We start from the raw sequence: 23,473 nt of genomic DNA on the forward strand, positions 1-23,473 counted from the left end.
ACAACGCCGCCCTCATCTGCCTGGCCCGGCGACGCTGCGACGTCCTCTACGCGATGCTCAAACACGGCGAACTCTACCGATCACCCACGACCTCAGCGGCTTGACGAACACCATAGGGACACCCCCCCACGTGAGCAGGGTCATCCGGTACACCGCGCATGCCGCGACCTCCGCTCGGTTCACGTCCCGGAGGTATTGTTCGAGTCTGTGAACACTACGAGGTTGCGGATTCTCTGCTATTTGTGTGGGGTGGTGGGGTGACCAATACTTCCGGAGACGCGTATCCCCTCGCGGACACGATGACCACCACGGTCGCGGCGCACGACGGCGCGACAGTGCTGACGGTGGCCGGCGAGGTCGACCTGGCGACCGCCCCTGCGCTGGAGAACGCGATCGATGCCATCCTCAGCGGCAAACCCGCGGCGCTGATCATCGACCTCACCTCGGTGAGCTTCCTCGCCTCGGCGGGCATGGCGACGCTCGTGGCTGCCCACCAGCGCGCGGGCTCGACCACCGCGATCGCCGTCGTGGCCGAGGGCCCTGCGACCAGCAGGCAGCTGAAGATGACCAGCCTGGATCAGGTGTTCGCGCTGCATTCGACGCTGGACGCCGCGCTGGCGGCGCTGCGCCAGAGATGACCCGTGCCGCTGCCGCCGTCGCACCCGCCGACGGCGGCAGCGCCGTGTCTCACACCAGTTCTCGCAGCTGTTCGATCAGCTTGACGCGCTCGGCCGCGGTCGCCGCCATCGGCACCACGTTCAGCACCGTGACACCCGCTTCGCGGAAGGCCGCGATCCGCTCCTTGACGTAGCCGGCCGGCCCGACCAGGGAAATGTCCCGGACGAGCTGGTCCGGCACCGCCTTGATCGCGGCCTCCTTCTCGCCCGCCAGGTACAGCTCCTGGATGCGGTCGGCCTCGGCGCCGTAGCCGTACTTCGTGGCCAGGGTGTGGTAGAAGTTCTTGCCTTTGGCGCCCATGCCGCCGATGTACAACGCCAGATGCGGCTTCACGAACTCCAGCAGCGGTTCGACGTTGTCCCCGATGGCCAAGGCCGGGCCCGCGTACACGTCCAGGTCGCCGAGGGCGGGGTCGCGCTTGGCGAGCCCGGCGGCGAGCGAGCCCGCCCACACGTCGTTCGCCTTCTCGGGCAGGAAGAAGATCGGCTGCCAGCCCTCCGCGATCTCGGCGGCCAGTTCCACGTTCTTCGGTCCGAGCGCGGCCAGCAAGACCGGGATCCGCTCGCGCACCGGGTGGTTGATCAGCTTGAGCGGCTTGCCCAGGCCGGTGCCCTGCCCGGCGGGCAGCGGGATCTGGTAGTACTTGCCCTGGTATTCCAGGCGCTCGCGCCGCCAGACCTTCCGGCAGATCTCCACCAGTTCCCGGGTGCGGCCGATCGGCGCGTCGTAGGGCACGCCGTGGAAGCCCTCGATCACCTGCGGACCCGACGCGCCCAGCCCGAGCACATAGCGTCCGTCGGAGACGAAGTCCAGGCCCGCCGCGGTCATGGCGGTCAGGCTCGGGGTGCGCGTGTAGAGCTGCAGGATGCCGGAGGCCAGCTGCAGGCGCGTGGTCTTGGCGGCCAGGTAACCGAGCGCGCTCACCGCGTCGAACGAGTACGCCTCGGGCACGAACACGATGTCCAGGCCCGCCCGCTCGAGGTCGGCGACTTCGGCCGCCGCCTCTTTGAAGCCCCCCGAGTAGTTGATGCTCAATCCGATCCGCATGGCACTCAACATAACGGCGGGTACGCCGGGGCCGCGCACCGGCCACCGGGGGAACGCCCGGCACGGCATGGTAGCGGCCAGGCGCCGGGCGCCACGGGGTAGCGTCTACTCGTAGTCCTCCTCGCCGATGAACGAAAGGCAACAACCTCGTGTCGCAGCCCAGCTCGTCGTCCACGGAAACTGCGCCGTCCTTCGGCGGGGCCGCCCTGGCGCAGTACCTGAGCGATCTGGCCGCCAAGATTCCCGCACCCGGCGGCGGTGCGGTGGCCGCGCTGCACGCCGCCCAGGCCGCCGCGCTCGTCGCGATGGTCGCGCGTTACACCACTCGCGCCAAGGATGCCGAGAACCGGCCGGTGGTCGATCGGATCATCGAGGCCGCCGACGCGGCCCGCGAGCGCGCTCTCGCGCTGGCCGACGCCGACGCCGCCGCCTTCACGGCCGTCGGCGCCGCCTACAAGCTGCCCAAGGACACTCCGGAGGAGCTCGCCGCCCGCACCGCGGCGATCAATGCCGCGCTGATCGAGGCCGCCCGCGTGCCCGCCGCTGTCGTCGACGAGGCGGACGAGGTGCTGTCGCTGGCCACGGAGCTGTTCCCGATCGGGAATCCGAACGTCGTCACCGACATCGGCGCGGCCGCCGACGCCTGCCGAGCCGCCGCGACCAGCTCGCAGCTCAACATCGAGATCAACGTGGCCTCGCTGCCCGCCGCCGAGGGCGACCGGTTCGCCGCGGTGCTGCTGCGGATCGACGGACTCACCGCGCGAGCGGACGCCCTGCACGCCGACGTCGTGCACGCCCTACGGCGCTGACCACGCCGCGCGCGGACGGCGCGTTCAGGCGGGCGGCGCCCAGGCGACCAGCACGATCTTGCCGCGCACCCGCCCCGCTTCGCTGAGCTCGTGCGCCTTCGCCGCTTCCGGAAGCGGCAGGATCCGATCGATCGTCACGCGCAGCCGACCGCGTTCGACCATCGTGGTGATCTCGCGCAGTGACGCCCCGGACGGCTCGACGTAGAACCGCTCGTAACGGGGGTCTGCTTCCGCGTCCGAGCCCTGGGTGTCGATCAGCCGGCCGTCGGGACGCAACACCGCGAGCGAGCGGGAACCGTAGGCGCCGCCGACCAGGTCGAGCACGATATCCACGTCGCGCACCGCGGCGGCGAAATCCGTTGCGGTGTAGTCGATGACCTCGTCGGCCCCGAGCTCGCGCAGATACTCGTGGTTGACCGCGCGCGCAGTGCCGATCACGTACGCCCCGCGATGCCGGGCTATCTGTACCGCCAGATGTCCGACGCCGCCCGCGGCCGCGTGCACCAGCACCCGCTGCCCGGCGCCGAGCGCGGCCAGTGCCTGCCACGCGGTGAGCGCCGCCGTCGGCAGCGCGGCGGCGTGGACGAGGTCGACGTTCCTCGGCTTCGGCGCCAGCGTCTGCGCTGGCGCCACGACGTATTCCGCGTTCGCGCCGCCGAACACCATGCCGTATACCGGATCACCCACCGCGAAGCGGTCGGCACCGGGCCCGAGTTCGGCTACGACGCCCGACACGTCGAGCCCGAGCGTCAACGGTGGATCGCCCAACTGCCCGAGCAGCCCGGCGCGCACTTTCCAGTCGGCGGCGTTGACGCTGGTCGCGGCGACCCGGACCAGCACCTCCCCGGGGCCGGGCCGTGGCCGATCCACCTCGACCACTTGGAGCACTTCCGGGCCACCGAACGCGTATTGCGTGATTGCGAGCATGCACCGATTCTGACCAGCGATGGTATCTTTCGGAAAGAACGCACCTTCTTGATACTGAGGTTCCCAATGGATACTGCCTGCGCACCGCCCGCGGCCGACGGCCTGGTAGACAACTACCTCCACCACTGCCCCGCACGAGAAGTACTGACCGTTCTCGCCGACAAGTGGGTGATGCTGGTACTCGCCGTGCTGCGTGACCACGACCGGCCGATCCGCTTCAACGAGTTGCGCCGCCGCCTGGACGGCATCACGCAGAAGATGCTCACCCGCACACTGCGCGACCTGGAGCGCGAGGGCATGGTGCGCCGCGCGGTCTATCCCACGGTGCCGCCCCGAGTGGAGTACTCGCTCACCGGAATGGGCGCGAGCATCGGCGCGATCACCCACGCCATGGGCGTGTGGGCGGTCGAGAATCAGGACCGAATCGTGGCCGCGCGAGCGGCGTTCGACGCGCGTGCGGCGGCCGCACCGCAACCGCTGCCCACCGAACTCGCACACTGACCGAATTGTCCGGCTCCACCGGCGGCGAGCTGAGTGGAGCGTCCCCGTTTCGGCCGCATTCGGCTGGGTAAGCGATCTATGGTGGGCGTGTCCCCGATCGCAAACGGACCGCGGACCGGTTCGCTTCGAGTGGCCGAGTTGATCATGGGGACCTAAACTGTTCCTTGCCTACCACACCATTTCGAAGGGGTGGACGCCATGAGGAGCGCCATTCGGTACCTGTTCCTCGCGACCGTGATCGCGGCACTGGCCGCGTTCGGGTCGGGCGCGGCGGCAGCGACGATGATCGGTAAGCCATCGACGCCTCGGGCGGCGTCGATCGGACCGTCGAACGGCCAGGTGGTGGGCGTGGCTCATCCCGTGACCATTCGTTTCACCGCACCTGTCACCGACCGCGCCCGGACGGAACAATCCATCGACATCAGATCGACCCGCCCGTTGCCGGGCACGTTCGCGTGGACCGACGACCGCGAAGCGGTGTGGACGCCGTCCGGGTTCCTGCCCGCCGACGCCACCATCCTCGTATCGGTCGGCGACACGCGCACGGAATTCCGCACCAACGCAGGCGTTTTCGGCGAGGCGAACATGTCGGCGCACACGTTCACGCTGACCGTCGGCGGCACCGTCGTCCGGACGATGCCCGCCTCGATGGGCAAGCCGGGATACGAGACGCCGACCGGCACCTATCCGGTGCTCGAGAAGTTCCGTTCCATCGTGTTCGACTCCCGCACCATCGGCATTCCGCTGAGCTCGCCCGAGGGCTACGTCATCAACGGCGAGTTCGCCGAACGACTCACGTGGGGCGGCGTTTTCATCCACTCCGCCCCGTGGTCGGTGGATCAGCAGGGTTATGCGAATGTCAGCCACGGCTGCATCAACCTCGCGCCCGATGACGCCGAATGGGTCTATCACACGATCGGCATCGGCGACCCGGTCGTCACGCACTGGTGAGCGGCGCCCTCCTGCGGGTAGCGTCGGCAGACGTACTCGAGGGGAGGGCCGTCGTTGCGTGAGTTCCTGATCCCGCCACCGCGTGACGCGGAGGCAGCCGAGTTCCAGAACCTCTGGGGTGCTTGGGCATTGGTCACGCCCGTCGATGTCGCCGAGATTCTCGGCGACATCGGCGTTCCGTGGTGGATCGCGGGCGGCTGGGCGATCGATGCCTGGACCGGCACCCGGCGCGAGCACAGTGACGTCGACGCGTCGATGTTCCGCAGCGATCTGCCCGCTCTGCGCGCCGCTGCGCGCGGCCGCCTGCATATCTGGGCGGCGGGCTCGGACGGCATCCGCCCCGTCGACGACCGCTTGCCCGATTTGCCCGAAAGCGCCGATGGCGTCTGGCTGCGGGCCGATGCCCGCTCCCCATGGCTGATCGATGTCCTGCTCAATCCCGATCGGCACGGACAATGGGTCAACCGGCGGGATCCCACCATGGTCGCGCCGCTCGACGAGGTGACCTGGATCGCGGGCGACGGCATCCGCTACCTCGAACCGGAACTCGTACTGATCTTCAAGGCCAAGCAGGGCCGGCCGAAAGACCGCGTGGACCTGGAGCGAACCTGGCCGGAGTTGAACGCCGCCCAGCGCGCGGCGGTGCGGAATTACGTGTCCGACCACTATCCCGAGCACGAATGGCTTCCGCTCGTTCAGTGATGCGCGCCGACGGTATCCGAGCGATGGGGACCGCCGAGATGGACGTCACGACCTCCGCGCGCGAACACTTCTCGAACCGCGTCCGCGCTCGACCGGTCGGCACGTCCCCGGGTAGCTTGGTCCCGATCGGCGGATCCCGCGAGCCGGAGTGCGACCGCGCGGCGCGTCACACGTGCGCCGGATCGACGCATCGGCCGGCGGACTCCGGGCCACGGCACGGCTCAATTGCGCACGCGGCCGGGCGTTCCGGCGTCGTGGCGATGCGGTTAATCTGACGGGGACCTGACGAAGGGTGGGGCGATGGATCGACCGGAGATGAGCGCGCGACCCGGCTACGACCGGGGCGATCCGTACAGCGCCGGGGGGCCGGGGCAGGCCCCTGCCGGTGAAGAGTACCGAGGTGAGTGGGCCGCATGGGTGGACCGGCAGCCCGCCGAGGCCCCAGCCGCCGAACCCGAGAACACGCCGCAGCCCGATCCGGACGAGTACGAGGATCGATTCGCGGGACTGATCGACCGCTCCCCCGCGCCGCGCGCGAGGCGGCGGTGGGCGGTACCCGTGCTGGGGACGCTCGGCGTCGTCGCGCTGGGCTTCGCGGCCATCATGCAGTTCGGGATCGGCGGCCCCGATCAGCAAGCCGCCGCACCGGCGCCGTCCGCCCCCACCGCTCCCGCCGCACCGGCCGCGCAGTGCCCGGCCGAACGGGTCGGCAACCGGATCCAGGGCAATGGCGCGGGCGGTTTCGATTCCGGCCCGGCGGTGATCCTCGCCTTCCAGTACGCCTACTACGTGGACCGGTCCGGCGAGCACGTCCGTGCCACCACCACCTCCGATGCCGCCGTCCAGGCCGCCGACGCCATCCAGCGCGGCATCGACAGCATCCCCTCGGGCACCACCCACTGCGTGGCGATCACTCCTGGCGCGTTCGCGGGCCAGTACCTCGTGGTGGTCACCGAATATCGGCCCGGGCAGCAACCGGTCACCTACAACCCGCAGATCGTCACCACCACCAAGGACGGCAGCCGCACGCTCATCAGCGCCATCGCCCGCGGGTGAGGCCGCTCTTCGCCGAGAACTGCGAAGAGCGCGCGATCAGTCGGATTCGGCCGCGGTGACGACGTGGCGCATGAGCAGGGCCGTGGTGACCGGGCCCACGCCGCCGGGGACCGGGCTGAGTCCGGCGGCCTTGCCGCGCACCGACTCCGCCTCGACATCGCCGACGATCTTGCCGTCCGGGGCCTCGTTGGTGCCGACGTCGATGACCACCGCGCCCTCCCGGACGTGCTTGCCGGAGATCAGGCCGATGCGGCCCGCCGCGGCGACGACGATGTCCGCGGTGGCGGTGACGGCGGCGAGGTCGGCCGTGCGGGAGTGGCACACCGTGACGGTCGCGTCCTTCGCCAGCAGCAGCTGGGCGAGCGGCTTCCCGACGACGTTCGAGCGGCCGACGACCGCGACGTGGCGGCCGGCCAGCGGGATCTCGTGATGTTCGAGCAGTTCCACCACGGCCTCGGAGGTGGCGGGGACGAAACCGTCCAGCCCGGCCGCCAGCAGGCCGAGCGACAACGGGCTGACGCCGTCCACGTCCTTCGACGCGACGATCGCCGAACTCACGTCGTCGAGCGTGACACCCGCCGGGAGGGGCGTCTGCAGCATGATCGCGTCGGTCGCCGGATCCGCGCCGCGCGCCGTGAGCTCGTCGCGAATCTCCGCCACGCTCGCTTCGGGGCCGAGATCGACCGTGTCGCAAGCGATGCCGAGTCGTTCGGCCGCTTTGCGCAGCGAGTTCACATACCAGGCGCTCGCCGGGTCGTCGTTCGCCACGACCAAGGCAAGGCGCGGAGCGGTGCCGCCGTCGGTGAGCGCGGCGGCGCGGGCCTTGGTATCGGCGTTGATGGCGGCGGCGAGTTCCTTGCCGGACAGCGAAACGGTATCCACGTTGACACAGCCTAACGGGCGCGGCCGCGAGCACCCGGCTCCAGCCCGTCTCGAATCGCGGACAGGTGAAGCAACCCGTTCGCGAATTGCCGGGTGGCCGGGACATTCGGCCGTATGGTGATTGCTGTTTGCCCCAGCTGACTGCTAGCGCGTGCCATCCCGTTCCACGGCGGAAAGGTGACGACTGTAGTGATGATCTCGAGGCATTGGAAACTTCTCGTCGCGGCGTCGTTCGCCGCGTTCTCGCTCACCGGGCTCGCCGGAGTTCCCGCGTACGCGGCGCCGGAAACGGACGCGCTGTACAACTCCGCCCAGCGTCACTTCGCCGACGGCGACGACGTCGCAGGCCGCGCCGACCTGCGCAACCTGATCGGAGCAGATCCCGCGGACGCCGAAGCGCTGGCCTTGCAGGCCATCTGGTCCGACTACGCTGGTGACCTGCCCGCGCTGGTGGACGCCATGGCACGGCTGCACGTGGTCGATCCGGGCCTGGCGCAGGGCACCGACAACGTGCTCGGCGCAATCCGCGCGGCGGTGGGCACCCTGCCGAACCCGCTGCCCGCGCTGGCCGGCCCGCAGACCGGCATCGTCGTGCTCGGCTACGGCCTGCTCCCGGACGGCGCGCTGCGCCCCGAACTGGTGAACCGGCTCACCGCGGCCTGGTTGCAGTCGATCGCCGCGCCGCTGTCGCCGATCGTCGTCACCGGCGGGAATCCGCAGAACGGGATCACCGAAGCCGAGGCCATGCGGGACTGGCTGGTGGCGCACGCCGTGCCGCCCACGCGCATCCACGTGGAGAGCCGCGCGGGCTCGACCGTGCAGAATGCCCTGTTCAGCACCAGGCTGCTGCGCGATGTCGGTGCGACCAGCGCGATCGTGGTCACCTCCCCCAACCACATCCGCCGCGCCGTCGCCGATTTCATCGTCGCGGGCACCAGGGTCGTCGGCGCGACGACCTCGCTCGAGCAGCTGGTCGCGCAACTCCCACCGCCCGGCCGAGCGGGCCGGCGCGGCATCTATCTCGACGCGACCCGGACTTTCCAGCTCAGCACGGCGCGCTGACCCCGCCCGACGACACCGGTCGCGGCCACCGGGGAAATTCACTGGCGGCATCCATCGTGCGCACGGCAGGATGGCCGGGTGACCCCACCCGCGAGTACCGATGTGGTGGCCCTGCTGCGGGCGGCGGGCTGCGTGTTCGCCGAGGACGAGGCGCGGCTGCTGGCGGCCGCCGCCGCGGAGATCGGCGTGGCCCTCGATGCGCTGGTCGCCCAGCGCGTCGCGGGCAGCCCGCTCGAGCACCTGCTCGGCTGGGCGGAATTCCACGGGCTGCGGGTCGCGGTGGCCCCCGGCGTCTTCGTGCCGCGGCAGCGCACCGCGTTCCTCGTCGATCAGGCGGTCGAGTCGGTCCGCGAACGCACCGGGCATCCGGTGGTGGTCGACCTGTGTTGCGGCTCCGGCGCGCTCGGCCTGGCGACGGCGCGAACCGCCGCCGACGAAGGTCGCGCGGTCACGCTGGCGGCCGCCGACATCGATCCGATCGCGGTGGAGTGCGCCCGCCGCAACCTCACCCCGCTCGGCGCGCCGGTCTACCAAGGGGATCTCTTCGATCCCTTGCCCGCGGAATTGCGCGGCTGCATCGACATCTTGCTCTGCAACACCCCCTACGTGCCCTCGGAGATGATCGCGCGGATGCCGCCGGAGGCCCGCGACCACGAACCGCGCACCGCTCTCGACGGCGGCCCGGACGGCTTGGACGTCTTCCGGCGTGTGGCTGCCGAAGCGGCCGAGTGGCTGTCCCCGGGGGGACATCTTTTCGTCGAGGCCGGCGAGGACCAGGCCCCGATCGCGCTCGCCGTGCTGGCTGAGCACGGTCTCGCGGGCCGGGTCGCGGCATCCGACGAGCACTACGCGACCGTGGTCATCGGCACCCGCCCACGCTGATGGGCGCGCCGCTTCGCTCGGCCCGCTCGTAGGGCCCGTATGGCGCTCTACTTCTTGCGGCCGGTGAACTGATCCATCGAGTGGTAGACGCCGACCGTGTCGAGGAACAGGTCACGCAACCTGATCGGCAGCAGGCCGGAGATCGCCTTGTTCAGACGCGACGTCCACGGCAGCACCACCAGCGGTGTGCCGTTCTTCATCTCGCGCCACGAGGTGTCGACCACCTTGTCCTGTTCCAAGATCGGGGTGAACAGGAATCCTTTGGCGCCTTCGAACATCCCGGTATTGATGTAGGTCGGGCAAACCGTGGTGACCTTCACGTGCTCGTGACCGGCCTGCTCCAGTTCGATGCGCACCGAGTCCGACCAGCCCAGCGCCGCCCACTTCGACGCGGCGTAGACGCTCATGCGCGGGTTGGACACCAGGCCCGCCGACGACGCGATCGTGAGCACCCGCGCCTCGGTGGCCCCGGCGACCATGGCGGGCAGGAACTCCAGCGTGACGTACATCGGGGCGAGCGAGTTGATCGCCATCGTCTTGTTTATGTCGGCGCGGTCCCCCGTCTCCCAGAAGTAGTTGTTGCCGCGCACGATGCCCGCGTTGTTGACCAGGATGTCGATGCCGCCGACCTGCTCGCGCACGCTCGCCGCCGCCTCGGTGATCGCCTCGGGCGAGGCCACGTCGACCACGTGGTGGTGCACGGCGCTGCCCCGGCCGGCCAGCTCGGCGGCAGTCTCCTTCAGCACGGCCTCGTTGACGTCCCACAGCACCACCGCCGCGGCGCCTTCGCCCACCGCGCGCTCGGCGAACAGCTTGCCCAAGCCCATCGCGGCTCCCGTGACCAGGACCCTCTTGCCCGCCACCGTGTCCAGTTTCATCCGTACCGCTTCCTGATCCGTGAGTCGTGCGAGTTACTTCTGCCGGAGCGCTTTCATGACGCCGAAGTACAGCGTCATCGTCTTGGCCCAGAGCGCTTCGGACATACCGGGCAGCGGCGCGATCGGCAAGACCCGCTGCACCGCGATGGTCTGGGTGTCGATGTACTTGAGCAGGCCTTCGGGACCGTGCCTGCGTCCGGTGCCGGAGATGCCGAGCCCGCCGGACGGCGCGTCGGCGCTGCCCCAGGCGGCGATGAAGCCTTCGTTGACGTTCACCGAGCCCGCCTGGATCCGCGCCGCCACCGCGCGGCCGCGGGCGGTGTCCTTGGTCCAGACGCTGGCGTTCAAGCCGTAGGCGGTGTCGTTGGCCTGCTCGACGGCTTCGTCGTCGCTGCTCACGCGGTAGATCGAGACCACGGGGCCGAAGGTCTCCTCACGGTGCACCGTCATGCCCGGCCGCACCCCGGCCAGCACGGTGGGTTCGTGGAAATACGGTCCGAGGTCCGGACGCGCGCGACCGCCCGCCAGGACCTTCGCGCCCTTGGCGACCGCGTCGTTCACGTGCGCCACCACCGTGTCCAGCTGACGCCGGAAGGTCAGCGACCCCATGTCGCTGTCGTAGTCCAGCCCGCCGCCGAGCCGGATGGCCTCGACGTGCCCGACGAATTCGGTGACGAAGCGGTCGTAGACGCTGTCGTGCACGTAGATCCGCTCCATCGACTCGCACAGCTGCCCGGCCGAGGCGAAACAGGCGCGGATGGCGATCTTGGCGGCGCGCGAGACGTCGGCGTCGGCCAGCACCAGCAGCGGATTCTTGCCGCCGAGTTCGAGCGAGTAGCCGATCAGCCGCTCCCCCGCCTGCTGGGCGATGGTCCGCCCGGTCGCGCTCGAACCGGTGTAGTCGACGTAGTCGGCGCGAGCGATCACCTCGCCGCCGATCACCGAACCGCGGCCCAGCACCGCCTGCCACAGCCCGCGCGGCAATCCGGCGCGCTCGGCGGCGTCGATCGCCCACAACGCGGTGAGCGCGGTCTGGTTGTCCGGTCGCGCCACCACCGCGTTGCCCGCGACGAGGGCGGGTAGCGCGTCGGAGGCGGCCAGGGCCAGCGGATAGTTCCACGGCGAGATCACCGCGACCACGCCCTTGGGCCGGTGCCGCACGTCGACCTGGGTGAGCACGGGGAGCACCCCGCGCGGCTTGCGCGTGGCCAGCAGCCGGCCTGCCACCGAGGCGTAGTACCTGGCGTTCACGGCCACGTCGCCGACTTCGTCGAAGGCATGTGCCCGAGCCTTGCCGGTCTCGGTCTGCACGATATCGAGGATGGCGTCCTGCTCGGCCAGCACGATGTCGTGGAAGCGGCGCAGCACCGCGACCCGCTCCCGCACCGGACGCGCCGCCCACCGGCGCTGCGCCTCGCGCGCGGTGGCGAACGCGGTCTCGATGTCGTCGGTGGAGGACTGCGGCAGGTCGGCGATCTTCGCACCGGTCGCTGGGGCGAACACCTCGACCGCGGGGGCGCCGCCCGCGACGGCGTGCGCGAGCAACGACTGCACCAGCGACGAGGGCAGCGCGTCGGCGGTGGCCGGTGGGGAGGCGGTCGTCATGGTCGGCCCTCTCGAGGACGATGGCCGCGCCGCGCGCGCCCAATTAAATGAACAGTGGTGTTAGATTAATGTCTATGTCACCGCTCGTGTCAAGCTGTTCGTCGTGGCGCACAGAACCCTCGGGGGCCGCGTTGTGAGGCGGCACTATGCAGGCTGAGCCGACGGCCGCGCGGCGTGGCAGACCGCCACAGACGCAGGAACAGGCCGAGGAGGTCCGGGCCCGGATCGTGCTCGCGACCGCGGAAGTGTTCACCCGCACCGGTTCCCGCGGACTGAGCGTCGCGCAGATCATCGAGCAGGCGGGCTTGGCCCGGCCGACCTTCTACCGTTATTTCGCCAACGCGAACGAACCGCTGCTGGCCGTGCTCGACAGCTCCAACGACGGGTTGGTCGGCGGCATCCGCGCGGCGCTGACCGGGACCGACGAACCGGTCGAGCTGGGCATCCGGCTGATCGACGCGTACCTGGACTGGGCTCGCGGGCACGGCCCCATGCTGCGGCCGTTGTTCGCCGAGCTGCACGATCCGGGCTCGCCGGTGTCGGCCTACCGGGAGCGCGCGCTCGACGACATCCGCGACCTGGTGCGCGAGACGTTCGCCGGACTGGGCCGCCCGGTGCCGAGCCCGCTCGACCTGGACGCCGCGCTACACCTGTGCGAGTACGTGGTCTACCGGATCTCCGCGGGTACCGCCCCCGGAGCCGAACCGGACGCGGACACCGTCGCCGCGGCACGTCTGACCATGATCCGGGTGCTGCTCACGACGCTAGGCACAAGGGTGGACGTGGAGTACGCGTTGACGCTGCCCACGATCTTTCCCGCCGAGCCGTGAACCGTACCCCGCGCGTCAGCGCGGCACGGGCGTGACGGGACGACTGTCGCGGACCCGCTGTTCGACCCGGTGGATCAGGTCGTGCACGCGCGGGTCGCGCGCCAGCCTGCTGTCCAGCACCACGTTGACGACGCCGCGGAACAACGCGTAGGGCTCCCATTGCGGCGGCGCGATCGTGCGCGCCGCGCGGCGGGCGATGCCGTCCGCGATGGATTCCGCCGCGTCGCGCACGGTGATGCGCAGATTGAGCGGCCAGGGCAGCAACGCGCCGAGGTCGGCGCCCAGCTCGTCCTCGTCGAGAGTGCCGTGGGTCATCGCGGTGTCGACGATGCCGAAGTACGCCACGCCCGCGGTCGCGCCGACCGCGGCCAGCTCCACCCGCAACGCCCGCCCGAATTGCTCGACGGCGGCCTTGCTCACCATGTAGGGCGAACCGGCCATGCCCGGCGCGAACGCGGCCGCGGAGGAGACCACGACGACGTGCCCTTTCGCGGCGACGATGTCGTCCAGCGCGGGATGCACGGTGTTGAACACCCCGGTCACGTTGATGCCGATCACCCGGTCGAAGTCCCCGGGGTTCATCGTCCGGATGGTCGCGGGCTCGGGCACCACGCCCGCATTGGCCACGACGACATCGATCCGCCCGAAACGTTCGCGCACGCGGGAGATGGCTTCCCGCATGCCGATTCGATCGGAGACGTCCGCGCGCACGACCAGCGCACGCTCCCCCATCGAACGTCCGACGGCCGCGGCGGCGGCCTCGTCGATGTCGATGAGCGCCACCGAAGCGCCGGAGGCGTAGAGCTTCTCGGCCAGCGCCCGGCCGATGCCGGTGCCCGCGCCGGTGATCACGACCACCCGGTCACGTACGTCCAGGCGGTTCTCCGCGGGCGGGGACAGCAACTGCCGCAGCAGGTCGGCGACCACGGCGTTCACCCTGCCCGCAGCCGGTAGGACTCCGGATCGAAACGACTTGTCCGACGGCGGTATTCGAAACTCCAGTTCGGGTACAGGCCCGCGTTGCCGCCGTCGGCGGTCTGGTAGTAGCTGCGACACCCGCCGGTCAGCCAGGCGGTGTCGCGGCTGCGCTCGGTCACCTCGTCGAGGAAGGCGCGTTGCGCCTCCTCGCGCACATCGATCCGCTGGATGTTCTGCGCACGCATGGTGGTCACGGCATCGACGATATAGCGCACCTGCGCCTCGATCATATAGATGGCGGACTGATTGCCCGCCGCTCCGAACGGTCCCAGCGTGCAGAAGAAGTTGGGGAAGCCCGTCATGGCCGCACCGAGGTAGCTGCTGGGCCGCTGCCGGTACATGTCACCGATCGAGCGCCCGCCCATCCCGTACACGCGGTCGAAAACGGCGGGCGGAACGCCGAATCCGGTGCCCCAGATGATCGTGTCCACGGGATGCTCCGCGCCGTCGGCGGTGACGATCGAGCGGGCGCGGATCTCCTGGATCCCCGTGGTCACCACCTCAACGTTCGACCGGGTCAGCGCCGGATAGTACGCGTCGGAGAAGATCGCCCGCTTGCAGCCGATCACGTAATCCGGGGTGAGTTTGCGGCGCAGCTCCGGATCGCGGACCTGGCGCAGCAGTTGCAGCCTGCCCAGCGCCTCGTACGGATGCCGGAAACGCTTGTCCACGAAGCCGACCAGGCCGAACCCTTCGATGCCGGTGTAGTACATGCCGCGGATGGCCTTGCCGAGCGCGGGCACCCGGCGCAGCAGCGCGCGTTCCGCGGGCAGCGTGCGCCGATCCAGCCGCGACACGATCCACGGCGCCGAACGCTGGAATACCGTCAGCTCGCCCACCACCGGCTGGATCTCGGGGATGAACTGCACGGCGGAGGCGCCCGTGCCGATCACCGCGACGCGCTCGCCGGTGAGATCGTGCTCGTGGTCCCAGTGCAGCGAATGGAATTGCGTCCCTTCGAAGGTCTCCGCACCCGGCAGCCGCGGGACCTGCGCCTCGCTGAACGGGCCCACGGCGGAGACCAGCACATCCGCGGTCAGGTCACCGCGGCCGGTGCGCAGCCGCCACAGCGTGGCCGTGTCGTCCCAGCGCGCCTCGTGCAGTTCGACGCCGAATCGCATGTGGCGCACCACGTCGTGGCGCGTCGCGACCGACCGGAGGTAGGCGAGGATCTCCTGCTGCGTGCCGTAGGTGCGCGACCAGTCCGGATTCGGGGCGAAGGAGTACGAATACAGATGCGAGGGCACGTCGCAGGCGCACCCGGGATAAGTGTTCGCCCGCCACGTGCCGCCGAGACCGTCCGCCCGCTCGAGGAGCACGAAATCCTCTATGCCCGCTTCGCGCAGCGCGACCGCCAGGCCGATACCGGCTATCCCGGCCCCGATCACCGCGATCGGGACGTGCTCCTGGTTCGCAGCCACTGTCATGTCTTCCTCTCACCCGCGGGCGCCGTTGCCCGCCGAGTTCACAGATCCAGTTCGAGCTCGCCGCCGCGCGCCCGGGAGACGCAGGTCAGCATCGCCTCCGCGCGCTCGGACTCGAGCAGCGACCGGTCGCGGTGTTCCACCGCTCCTGCGAGCACCCGCGTCTTGCAGGTGCCGCAGAAGCCCTGCTGACAGGAGTAGGCGACACCGGGCAGCACCCGGCGGATCGCGCTGAGCGCGGACTCGTCGGCGGCGACCTCCACGTCGAAACCGCTGCGATGCAACCGGATCCGGAACGGCTCCCCGTCTCGCACGGGCAGCGGCGAGAAGCGCTCGGTGTGCAGCGAGGCCGTCGGATCGTGCAGGGCGAGCACCGCACGCGCGGCCTCGGCCAGCGGCGGCGGCCCGCAGACGTATACCGCGGCGCCGGGCGGGGTCTGCTCGAAGATCATCCGCGCGTCGGGTACGCCGAATTCGTCATCGGGGCGCACCACGACGTCGCCACCGGTGTAGCGGGCCAGGTCGTACAGGAACGGCATGCGCGATCTGGCCCGGCCCAGGTACATCAACCGCCAAGGCACACCCGCGCGCTCGGCCGCGGCGACCATCGGCAGGATCGGGGTGATGCCGATGCCACCCGCGACGAACAGGTAGCACGGCGCCTCGACGAAAGGGAAGGCGTTGCGCGGACCGCGCACAGCCAGCCGGTCACCGACTCGCAGGTCCCGGTGGATCTCCGCGGAGCCGCCCTCGCCGTCGGGGATGAGGCGCACCGCGATGCGGTAGAACCCGCGGTCGGCGGGGTCGTTGGTGAGCGAGTACTGCCGCTGCCGACCGGAGGGCAGGACGACGTCCAGGTGCGCCCCTGGCGTCCACGCGGGTAGCGGACCGCCGTCCGGGTGCCGTAGCCACAAGCTCAGCACATCGTCGGCCTCGTAGCCGATCCGATCGACCGTCACCTCGAATTCGTAGCCGGTGCGACGAACCGGACTGGGCCGCGAAAGCAAAGGCGCGGCGTCGCTCGCGGCGAACAGGCGTTTGTAGGCGTCGGCCGCAGAGCCGATCAGCCGCAGCGCGCCCCCGGGCTGGTACCGCTCCCCGACGGCGGTCACGCGCCCGCCGCCCGTGCCGCGGGCGACTGCGCGAGGTAGCGCAGCGCGTTGTCCATCGGGCCGAGTTGCGAGGGGTGGAAGCCCGGCCGCAGGTATCGCGGAATCTCGGTGAAGAACGTCGTGAAGCTCGGCACCACACCGCGCACCGACGCGCCGGCCAGTTGCAGCGGCCAGAACCGGCCTTTGTGCTTCGAGGGGTCCTTGTGGAAGAGGTAGCCACCGGAGATGACGAACAGGACGAGCAATCCCGCGCTCGCCACCAGCGCCTGGCGCGCCTTGCGCGCGTATCCGCCGTCGACGTGCATGTACGCGTCGTAGACGACGCTGCGATGCTCGACCTCCTCGGCGCCGTGCCAGCGGATCAGGTCGAGCATCGCCGGATGCATGCCCTTGGCTTCGAGCTTGTCGTTGGTCAGCAGCCACTCGCCGATGACCGCGGTGTAGTGCTCCATGCCGGCGAACAACGCCAGCCGCTCGCACAGCCACTCGCGTTTGGCCCGGCCGGTGAGTCCGTGGTCGCCGAGGATCCGGTCGACCAGCCAGGTGACACGGTCGACCATCGGGCCGACCTCCAAGCCGAGCCGCTCCAACTGCTCGCGAGCCTTCTCGTGCGAACTGGCATGCATGGATTCCTGGCCGATGAAGCCGCGGACCTCCTCGCGTAACCGCTCGTCGTCGATCAGGGGCAGCGCCTCCGCCAGGGCCTGCGCCATCGCGCGCTCGCCCTCCGGCAGCACCAGGTGCATCACGTTGATGATGTGGGTGGCCATCGCCTCGCCAGGGATGTAGTGCATCGGCACCGTGGCGAAATCGAACTCCACGGCCCGCGCATTGATGGCGTGTGTCTGGTCGGCATAGACGGCAGAACCCATCTCGCACCCCTCGTGATCGATCGGCGTCTTCGCAATGTATTGGTGACATCAGATGCTGTCAACATCACATGATGTCAATTCGGGCGCTATGAGAGGATGACGCTATGGACGAAGGCGACGGGTCGATTCCCGGCATGCGCCGCTGGCGCGGGCAGTCCCCCGCCGATCGCGTCGCCGCACGTCGCGAGCAGCTGATCGAGGCGTGCACGGAGTTGATGGCGACCGTGGGCGCGGCCGAGACGTCCATGCGCGGCGTGTGCAGGCAGGCCGGGCTCACCGAGCGCTATTTCTACGAGAGTTTCCCCAACCTGGATGCGTTGCTGACCACCGTGCTGGACACCGTCGTCCTCGGCGCGCGCGACCGATTGCTCGACGAGCTGCCCAACGCGCCCATCGACCGCGACGCGATGTTCCGCCACATGGTCGGCGTCTTCACCGACTACCTGCTGGCCGACCGCCGCCGCGGCCGCATCATGTTCGTCGAATCGCAGGCCACCCCGGTGTTGATGCCGCGGGCCAACGAGCTCATCGGCTTGTTCACCGCGCCGATCGCCCTGACCATCAGCGCGGGCGACTACACCGAGCCGGTGCCCGACGAGCACGACTACGCGCTCAACGCCAGCGCCATCTTCGGCGCGCTCGCCTATCTCTACCGCCCCTGGCTCGACGGCGAGATCCCGGTCTCCCGAGCGCGTTTCGACGCGCATGCCGCCGATGTCATCGAGCGGATCGCCACCGCGCGATCCTCGCTGATCACCGAAGCCTGATCCCCGGACGCCGGTCGCCCGGCCGTTGGGGTGCCTGCGTGGTGTCCAGGCCATGCTTTCCGACGATTCATGTTCTGACACAACGTCGTTCGTCCGCAGTCCACCAGCGTACGGTGCGGCGATCGGCACCGCCCGACGCCCCATACACAGTGAACTCACTCACATCCGGCGAGAGAGGCAGCCCTCCCGCCCCCCAGAAAGAACCACCATTCGGCAATAGCCCATCGCTTGCCGTAATCGAAGCAACGCCTGCGCCCACCCGCGGCGCCACACCCGGCTCCGAATACGAAATGCCCCGACAGGCCGAAACGGCACCTCACATCGCAATACTGCGAACGCCATAGCCAGTCGGTCACCAGTTAGTGATACCTCACGAAACAGGTACCTCCATCAGTGATTCGCGTCTCAGGAGGAGCCCTCACAGGGGATATAGCCATTTGTTGTTACTGTCGGGTAGTGTTCACTGCACCGACGATCAGAGTCGATCCGGAACCGTATATCTCAACGATTTCAGGAGCGCTCGTGTCTCCCCAATCTCGCTTTGAATCCATCGGCGCCTATCTGCCTTCGAAAGTCGTCACCACCGCGGAATTGCTTTCCGGGCTCAAAGAGCCGCCTTCGTTCGATCTGGAGAAAATCACCGGCGTCCGTGAGCGCCGCGTCCGCGATACCCGACCGGAAAGTCACGAGGATTCGTTCACCCTCGCCACCAAGGCGGTCGAGGATTGTCTGTCCAGGTCAAGGTATGCGCCTGAGGATATCGACGTGGTCATATCCGCCTCGATCACGCGCAGCAAGCAGGCGACAAGGATGTATCTGGAGCCATCGTTCGCCGGATCGATAAGCCGTCTTATCGGTGCCAAGAACGCCATTACTTTCGATGTCGCCAATGCCTGCGCCGGAATGCTCACCGGAACCTACATCCTCGATCGGATGATCCGGTCCGGCGCCGTTCGAAACGGCCTCGTGGTCAGCGGCGAGGCCATTACTCCGATCGCCGAGACAGCGGTCACCGAGATTTCTCAGAAATACGATCCGCAGTTCGCCTCGCTGACTGTCGGCGATTCCGGATGCGCGATCGTGCTGGATCAGGCGGTCGATGAAAACGACGTGATCCACTACATCGAGATGATGACCGCCGCGGAATACGCGCAGCTGTGCCTCGGCATGCCCAGCAGTAAGACACAGGGCATCGCGATGTACACCGACAACCGCAAGATGCACAACGAGGACCGCTTCCTGCTCGGGACCAACACCCAGCGGAAACTCCTCGAGGCGCAGGGCAAGACCTTCGCCGACGAGCAGTTCGACTACGTCATCCACCATCAGTTCGGCGCGGCCGCCATCCCGTGGATGAACGCGATCGCCGAGCGCGAGTTCGGCAGCCCGATGCCGCCGGACCTGCGGGTCATCGAGAAGTACGGAAACACCTCCACCACTTCGCATTTCATCGTGCTGCACGATCAGCTCGGCGAGCAGAACATCCCCGCCGGCTCGAAGTTGCTGCTGGTGCCCGCTGCCTCCGGCATCGTCACCGGGTTTCTGTCCACCACCATCTCGTCTCTGAAGGTCTGAGGTCGGTCATGAGCGTCCGCATCAAGTCCACCGGCATCAGCCGGGGCGGCGACACCAACAGCATCGTCGAGCACAGCGCCCGCGCGGCCAAGCGCAGCCTCGAACGTGCCGGGATCCGGCCCGAGCAGGTCGGGCTGCTGATCAACGCGGGCATCTTCCGGGATTCGAACACCGTCGAACCGGCGGTGTCCGCGCTGATCCAGAAGGCGGCGGGCATCGGTCTCGAATACGCCAAAGACGACCCGCGCACCTTCTCCTTCGACCTGTTGAACGGGGCGGTGAGCGTGCTGAACGCGGTTCAGGTGGCCGCGTCGGTCCTGGCGACCGGAAGCGCCGAACACGTGCTCATCGTCTCCGGCGACACCCATCCGTCGCTGCTGCGCTCCGTCGGCGATGCGGAATTCCCGTACGCCACCTGCGGCGCGGCGCTGCTGCTCGAGCACACCGACGAGCCGACCGGCTTCGGCTCCGTGCACACCGTCGCAGGCGAGGGCACACCCGCCGTCGAGGCATACGTCGACGTCTCCACCATGGGCAAGACGGGCCGCGGCGCGATGACCGTGGAGCGGGAACCCGGCTTCCAGGACCGTCTGCTCGACGTGGCCGTCGACGCGGCGCACCGCGCGCTCGCCGAGTCCGACCACGGCTCGCTCGACGAGATCGCGTTGATCGCGTCGACGCCGAGCCCGCAGTTCCCGGGCAGGCTGGCCGCCGCGCTCGGCATCGACCAAGCCTCGGTCCGCATCCCGGATCTGCGCGACGGCGACCCGCACACCGCGGCGCTCACCGCCGCCTACGATCTGGCGATCGCCGACGACGCCTTGGCCGAGTTCCGCCAGGTGCTGTTCGTCGCGGCGGGTGCCGGTCCTTCGGCGGCGGCGGTGCTCTACCGGTTGCCCGTGTTCGCCGGGGCGCCTGCGTGACAACGGGAACCCACTGGCAGGCCATCGACCGCTTCCGTGCCGTCGTCCGCACCCACCCCACCCGGGTGGCCGTGCGCTACGCGGACGGGGTCGGGCCCGATGGCCTGCCGGCCTACCGGCAGCTGACCTATCGCGCATTGGACGCGTGGTCGGACACGATCGCCCAGCGGCTCGCCGCGTCGGGCGTCGGCGCCGGGACGCGCACCATCGTGCTGGTGCTGCCGAGTCCCGAACTGTACGCGATCATGTTCGGGCTGTTGAAGATCGGCGCGGTGGCGGTGGTGATCGACCCCGGCATGGGCGTGCGAAAGATGTTGCGCTGTCTGCGCGCCGTGGACGCCGAGGCGTTCATCGGCATCCCGCAGGCACACACGTTGCGAGTGCTGTTCCGGCGCGGCTTCCGCACCGTGCGCACCGCGGTCACGGTCGGCAAACGCTGGTTCTGGCGCGGCGAGTCGCTGCGGGAATGGGGCCGCACGCCCACCGGCCCGGTCCCCACGGGCCGGCCGGTCACCGAGGACGACCTGCTGTTCATCGCGTTCACCACCGGCAGCACCGGGCCGGCCAAGGCCGTGCGGCTGACGCACGGCAACTTGGCGGCGATGGTGGAACAGGTGCATGTGGCGCGGGGTGAGGTCGCGCCGGAGGTCTCGCTGATCACGCTGCCGCTGGTCGGCGTGCTGGATCTGCTGCTCGGCTCGCAGTGCGTGCTGCCGCCGCTGATCCCGAGCAAGGTCGGGGCGACCGATCCCGCGCACGTGGTCGACGCGATCCAGCGCTTCGGCGTGCGAACCATGTTCGCCTCCCCCGCCGTGCTGATTCCGCTGCTCGAGCATCTGCGCGTCCGCCCGGCCGCGCTGGACTCGCTCGACAGTGTCTATTCCGGTGGCGCCCCGGTGCCGGACTGGTGCATCGCCGGACTGCGGGAAGTGCTCCGTGCGGACGCGAAGGTGGTCGCGGGCTACGGATCCACCGAGGCGCTGCCGATGTCCACCATCGAGTCCAGAGAACTGCTGGACGGCTTGGTCGAACGGGCGCATCGCGGCGCGGGAACCTGCCTCGGCAGGCCCTCCTACCGAGTGCAGGCCCGCGTCGTCGCCATCACCGACGACGCCATCCCCACCTGGGCGCGGGCCGAAGAACTCGCGGGCGGGCTGGCGGACACGCGCGGCATCGGCGAACTCGTGGTCGCCGGGCCGAACGTCAGCACCGGGTACTATTGGCCGCCGCAGGCGAACACGCTGGGCAAGATCGTCGACGGTGACCGGATCTGGCATCGTACCGGCGATCTCGTGTGGATCGACGAACACGAACGGATCTGGTTCTGCGGACGCAAGAGCCAGCGGGTGGTCACGCCGCATGGACCGATGTTCACCGTCCAGGTCGAGCAGATCTGCAACACCGTCTCGGGCGTGGCGCGCACGGCGCTGGTGGGCATCGGGACGCGGGGATCGCAGCGGCCGGTGCTGTGCGTCGAACTGAAACCCGGCGCGGACGCGGGGGTCGTCGAGGTCACGTTGCGGGCCCACGCGGCGCGATTCGACCTCACCCGGCCGATCACCGACTTCCTGGTCCATCCGGCGTTCCCGGTGGACATCCGGCACAACGCCAAGATCGGCCGCGAGCAGCTCGCGGTGTGGGCGGCCGAGCGGCTTCGAACGGACAACCGACGATGAAAACGACTGTATTGCGGGCGGTTCCCGTCCTGGGGTGGCTGTATCTGGCCTGCGGCGCGCTCGCCGCGGCGACCGGCCGTATCCCGGAAAGCCAGATCCTGCGCACCGTCTGGTGGATCGACGCGTTCCTCAGCGTCGTCGTGCACGCGGCCCAGATCCCGGCGGCCCTGCGCGCCGCCGAAGGCGCCGGCCGCGGCCGGCTGGAGACGGCGGTCCTGACGCAGATCTTCGGCCTGACCTGGTGGCGGACCCAGCCCGGCAAGGAGGAAAGGCAATGAGCAAAGTTCTGGTGACCGGCGCGTCCGGATTTCTCGGCGGCGCGCTGGTGCGCAGGCTGGTGCGCGACGGCGAGCACGATGTGTCGATTCTGGTGCGCCGCAGCAGCAATCTGACCGACCTCGGCTCGGACATCGACAAGATCCAGCTGGTCTACGGCGACCTGACCGATCCCGCCTCGCTGGAGCGGGCCACCAGCGGGGTCGACATCATCTTCCACAGCGCGGCTCGCGTGGACGAGCGCGGCACCCGCGAACAATTCTGGAACGAGAACGTCCGGGCCACCGAACGGCTGCTCGACGCGGCCCGGCGCGGCGGGGCCTCGCGGTTCGTGTTCATCTCCAGCCCGAGCGCGCTGATGGACTACTACGGCGGCGACCAGCTCGACGTCGACGAATCGGTGCCGTATCCCCGGCGCTACCTGAATTTGTACTCGGAGACCAAAGCCGCGGCCGAGCGGGCGGTCCTGGCCGCCGACACCGACGGTTTCCGCACCTGCGCGCTGCGCCCCCGCGCGATCTGGGGCGCGGGCGACCGCTCCGGTCCCATCGTGCGGATGCTCGGCCGGGCCGGCGCGGGAACGCTGCCGGACCTGTCGTTCGGCCGCACCGTGTACGCCTCGCTGTGCCACGTCGACAACATCGTCGAGGCATGTGTGCTGGCGGCCGCGTCCGACGCGGTGGGCGGTAAAGCGTATTTCGTCGCGGACGCCGAGAAGACCGACGTCTGGGGATTTCTCGGCCAGGTGGCCACCCGGCTGGGATACCGGCCGCCGACCAGGAAACCCAATCCGAAGGTGATCGACGCTGCGGTGCGCGTCATCGAGACGATCTGGCGCGTCCCGGCCGTCGCGACGCGCTGGTCGCCGCCGCTGTCGCGCTACGCCGTCGCTCTGCTGACCCGCAGCGCCACCTATGACACCAGCGCCGCCGCACGCGATTTCGGCTATCGGCCGGTCATCGATCGCGACAGCGGACTGACCGCCTTCCTCGCCTGGCTCGACAGCCAGGGCGGCGCTGTCGAACTCACCCGCGCTCTGCGCTGAGCACCTCATCGGTAC

The 23,473-nt window shown here is 69.5% G+C and carries 24 protein-coding genes; 15 read left to right on the forward strand and 9 right to left on the reverse strand.

All coding sequences use genetic code 11. From position 1 onward, the window contains the following. Positions 1-299: 299 nt before the first annotated feature. Positions 300-638 (forward strand): STAS domain-containing protein, encoded by a 339-nt coding sequence (locus tag GVY64_RS00005; RefSeq protein ID WP_063017971.1) that lies wholly within the window; start codon positions 300-302, stop codon positions 636-638. A 49-nt stretch (positions 639-687) separates the two neighbouring features. Here GVY64_RS00005 and GVY64_RS00010 read toward each other — a convergent pair whose 3' ends face one another. Further along, positions 688-1,725, reverse strand: a complete 1,038-nt coding sequence (locus GVY64_RS00010; protein ID WP_159837442.1) for an LLM class F420-dependent oxidoreductase — start codon at positions 1,723-1,725, stop codon at positions 688-690. Positions 1,726-1,874: 149 nt separating this feature from the next. On the opposite strand from GVY64_RS00010, the gene GVY64_RS00015 reads away from it, so the two are divergent. Next, positions 1,875-2,534, forward strand: coding sequence for a cyclodeaminase/cyclohydrolase family protein (locus GVY64_RS00015; RefSeq protein ID WP_159837444.1), 660 nt, complete (start codon positions 1,875-1,877; stop codon positions 2,532-2,534). Between the two features lie 24 nt (positions 2,535-2,558). On the opposite strand, the gene GVY64_RS00020 is transcribed toward GVY64_RS00015, so the two are convergent. Continuing rightward, positions 2,559-3,461 carry an NADP-dependent oxidoreductase gene (locus GVY64_RS00020; RefSeq protein ID WP_159837446.1) on the reverse strand — a complete coding sequence of 301 codons (903 nt, stop codon included), beginning with the start codon at positions 3,459-3,461 and terminating at the stop codon, positions 2,559-2,561. A gap of 66 nt (positions 3,462-3,527) precedes the next feature. On the opposite strand from GVY64_RS00020, the gene GVY64_RS00025 reads away from it, so the two are divergent. The 4 genes from GVY64_RS00025 to GVY64_RS00040 all read left to right on the forward strand — a co-directional run bounded on the left by GVY64_RS00025 (position 3,528) and on the right by GVY64_RS00040 (position 6,671). Further along, positions 3,528-3,962, forward strand: a complete 435-nt coding sequence (locus GVY64_RS00025) for a winged helix-turn-helix transcriptional regulator (protein ID WP_159837448.1) — start codon at positions 3,528-3,530, stop codon at positions 3,960-3,962. A gap of 198 nt (positions 3,963-4,160) precedes the next feature. Then, entirely contained in the window at positions 4,161-4,913 is a 753-nt protein-coding gene (locus tag GVY64_RS00030) for a L,D-transpeptidase (RefSeq protein WP_159837450.1), read from the forward strand. A 54-nt stretch (positions 4,914-4,967) separates the two neighbouring features. Then, a complete protein-coding gene (locus tag GVY64_RS00035; protein WP_159837452.1) occupies positions 4,968-5,615 on the forward strand; it encodes a nucleotidyltransferase domain-containing protein in 648 nt (215 codons plus the stop codon). A 315-nt stretch (positions 5,616-5,930) separates the two neighbouring features. Then, positions 5,931-6,671: a hypothetical protein gene (locus tag GVY64_RS00040; RefSeq protein ID WP_159837454.1), complete on the forward strand. Its 741-nt coding sequence runs from the start codon at positions 5,931-5,933 to the stop codon at positions 6,669-6,671. Positions 6,672-6,707: 36 nt separating this feature from the next. Here the strand turns inward: GVY64_RS00040 and GVY64_RS00045 are convergent, their stop codons facing one another. Then, a complete protein-coding gene (locus tag GVY64_RS00045) occupies positions 6,708-7,553 on the reverse strand; it encodes a bifunctional 5,10-methylenetetrahydrofolate dehydrogenase/5,10-methenyltetrahydrofolate cyclohydrolase (protein ID WP_159837456.1) in 846 nt (281 codons plus the stop codon). Between the two features lie 192 nt (positions 7,554-7,745). On the opposite strand from GVY64_RS00045, the gene GVY64_RS00050 reads away from it, so the two are divergent. Both GVY64_RS00050 and GVY64_RS00055 read left to right on the forward strand, forming a co-directional pair. Next, entirely contained in the window at positions 7,746-8,615 is an 870-nt protein-coding gene (locus tag GVY64_RS00050; protein WP_201297840.1) for a YdcF family protein, read from the forward strand. 78 nt (positions 8,616-8,693) lie between these two features. Further along, positions 8,694-9,497, forward strand: coding sequence for a putative protein N(5)-glutamine methyltransferase (locus tag GVY64_RS00055; protein WP_159837460.1), 804 nt, complete (start codon positions 8,694-8,696; stop codon positions 9,495-9,497). Positions 9,498-9,544: 47 nt separating this feature from the next. Here the strand turns inward: GVY64_RS00055 and GVY64_RS00060 are convergent, their stop codons facing one another. Continuing rightward, positions 9,545-10,375: an SDR family NAD(P)-dependent oxidoreductase gene (locus GVY64_RS00060; protein WP_159837462.1), complete on the reverse strand. Its 831-nt coding sequence runs from the start codon at positions 10,373-10,375 to the stop codon at positions 9,545-9,547. A gap of 33 nt (positions 10,376-10,408) precedes the next feature. Beyond that, positions 10,409-11,980 (reverse strand): succinic semialdehyde dehydrogenase, encoded by a 1,572-nt coding sequence (locus GVY64_RS00065; RefSeq protein ID WP_159837464.1) that lies wholly within the window; start codon positions 11,978-11,980, stop codon positions 10,409-10,411. A gap of 146 nt (positions 11,981-12,126) precedes the next feature. Here GVY64_RS00065 and GVY64_RS00070 point away from each other — a divergent pair, with 146 nt between their 5' ends. After that, positions 12,127-12,810 (forward strand): TetR/AcrR family transcriptional regulator, encoded by a 684-nt coding sequence (locus GVY64_RS00070; protein WP_159837466.1) that lies wholly within the window; start codon positions 12,127-12,129, stop codon positions 12,808-12,810. Positions 12,811-12,825: 15 nt separating this feature from the next. Here GVY64_RS00070 and GVY64_RS00075 read toward each other — a convergent pair whose 3' ends face one another. From GVY64_RS00075 to GVY64_RS37115, 4 genes are read right to left on the reverse strand one after another with little or no spacing between them, the layout of a single operon-like run. Next, complete coding sequence (locus tag GVY64_RS00075; RefSeq protein ID WP_236566505.1) at positions 12,826-13,737, reverse strand: short-chain dehydrogenase/reductase; 912 nt, start codon at positions 13,735-13,737, stop codon at positions 12,826-12,828. Between the two features lie 5 nt (positions 13,738-13,742). Then, positions 13,743-15,215: a flavin-containing monooxygenase gene (locus GVY64_RS00080; RefSeq protein WP_159837468.1), complete on the reverse strand. Its 1,473-nt coding sequence runs from the start codon at positions 15,213-15,215 to the stop codon at positions 13,743-13,745. 38 nt (positions 15,216-15,253) lie between these two features. After that, positions 15,254-16,324 carry a PDR/VanB family oxidoreductase gene (locus GVY64_RS37110; RefSeq protein WP_201297841.1) on the reverse strand — a complete coding sequence of 357 codons (1,071 nt, stop codon included), beginning with the start codon at positions 16,322-16,324 and terminating at the stop codon, positions 15,254-15,256. Continuing rightward, positions 16,321-17,196, reverse strand: coding sequence for a metal-dependent hydrolase (locus GVY64_RS37115; RefSeq protein WP_201297842.1), 876 nt, complete (start codon positions 17,194-17,196; stop codon positions 16,321-16,323). The genes GVY64_RS37110 and GVY64_RS37115 overlap by 4 nt, the downstream gene beginning before the upstream one ends. A gap of 104 nt (positions 17,197-17,300) precedes the next feature. Here GVY64_RS37115 and GVY64_RS00090 point away from each other — a divergent pair, with 104 nt between their 5' ends. The 6 genes from GVY64_RS00090 (at position 17,301) to GVY64_RS00115 (ending at position 23,458) form a co-directional block, all read left to right on the forward strand. After that, on the forward strand, positions 17,301-17,963 hold the full coding sequence (locus tag GVY64_RS00090) for a TetR/AcrR family transcriptional regulator (protein WP_159837470.1): 663 nt from the start codon (positions 17,301-17,303) through the stop codon (positions 17,961-17,963). A 522-nt stretch (positions 17,964-18,485) separates the two neighbouring features. Then, complete coding sequence (locus tag GVY64_RS00095; RefSeq protein ID WP_442939502.1) at positions 18,486-19,538, forward strand: 3-oxoacyl-ACP synthase III family protein; 1,053 nt, start codon at positions 18,486-18,488, stop codon at positions 19,536-19,538. An 8-nt stretch (positions 19,539-19,546) separates the two neighbouring features. Further along, positions 19,547-20,461, forward strand: coding sequence for a hypothetical protein (locus GVY64_RS00100; RefSeq protein WP_159837472.1), 915 nt, complete (start codon positions 19,547-19,549; stop codon positions 20,459-20,461). Continuing rightward, the gene (locus GVY64_RS00105) at positions 20,458-22,137 is read left to right on the forward strand and encodes a fatty acid CoA ligase family protein (protein WP_159837474.1); all 1,680 of its coding nucleotides are present in this window, start codon (positions 20,458-20,460) and stop codon (positions 22,135-22,137) included. The genes GVY64_RS00100 and GVY64_RS00105 overlap by 4 nt, the downstream gene beginning before the upstream one ends. Then, positions 22,134-22,415, forward strand: coding sequence for a hypothetical protein (locus GVY64_RS00110; protein WP_159837476.1), 282 nt, complete (start codon positions 22,134-22,136; stop codon positions 22,413-22,415). Before GVY64_RS00105 ends, GVY64_RS00110 begins: the two co-directional genes overlap by 4 nt. After that, a complete protein-coding gene (locus tag GVY64_RS00115; protein WP_159837478.1) occupies positions 22,412-23,458 on the forward strand; it encodes an NAD-dependent epimerase/dehydratase family protein in 1,047 nt (348 codons plus the stop codon). Before GVY64_RS00110 ends, GVY64_RS00115 begins: the two co-directional genes overlap by 4 nt. Positions 23,459-23,473: the final 15 nt, after the last annotated feature.

It is taken from the genome of Nocardia sp. CY41, from assembly GCF_009829325.1.
Taxonomy (GTDB): domain Bacteria; phylum Actinomycetota; class Actinomycetes; order Mycobacteriales; family Mycobacteriaceae; genus Nocardia.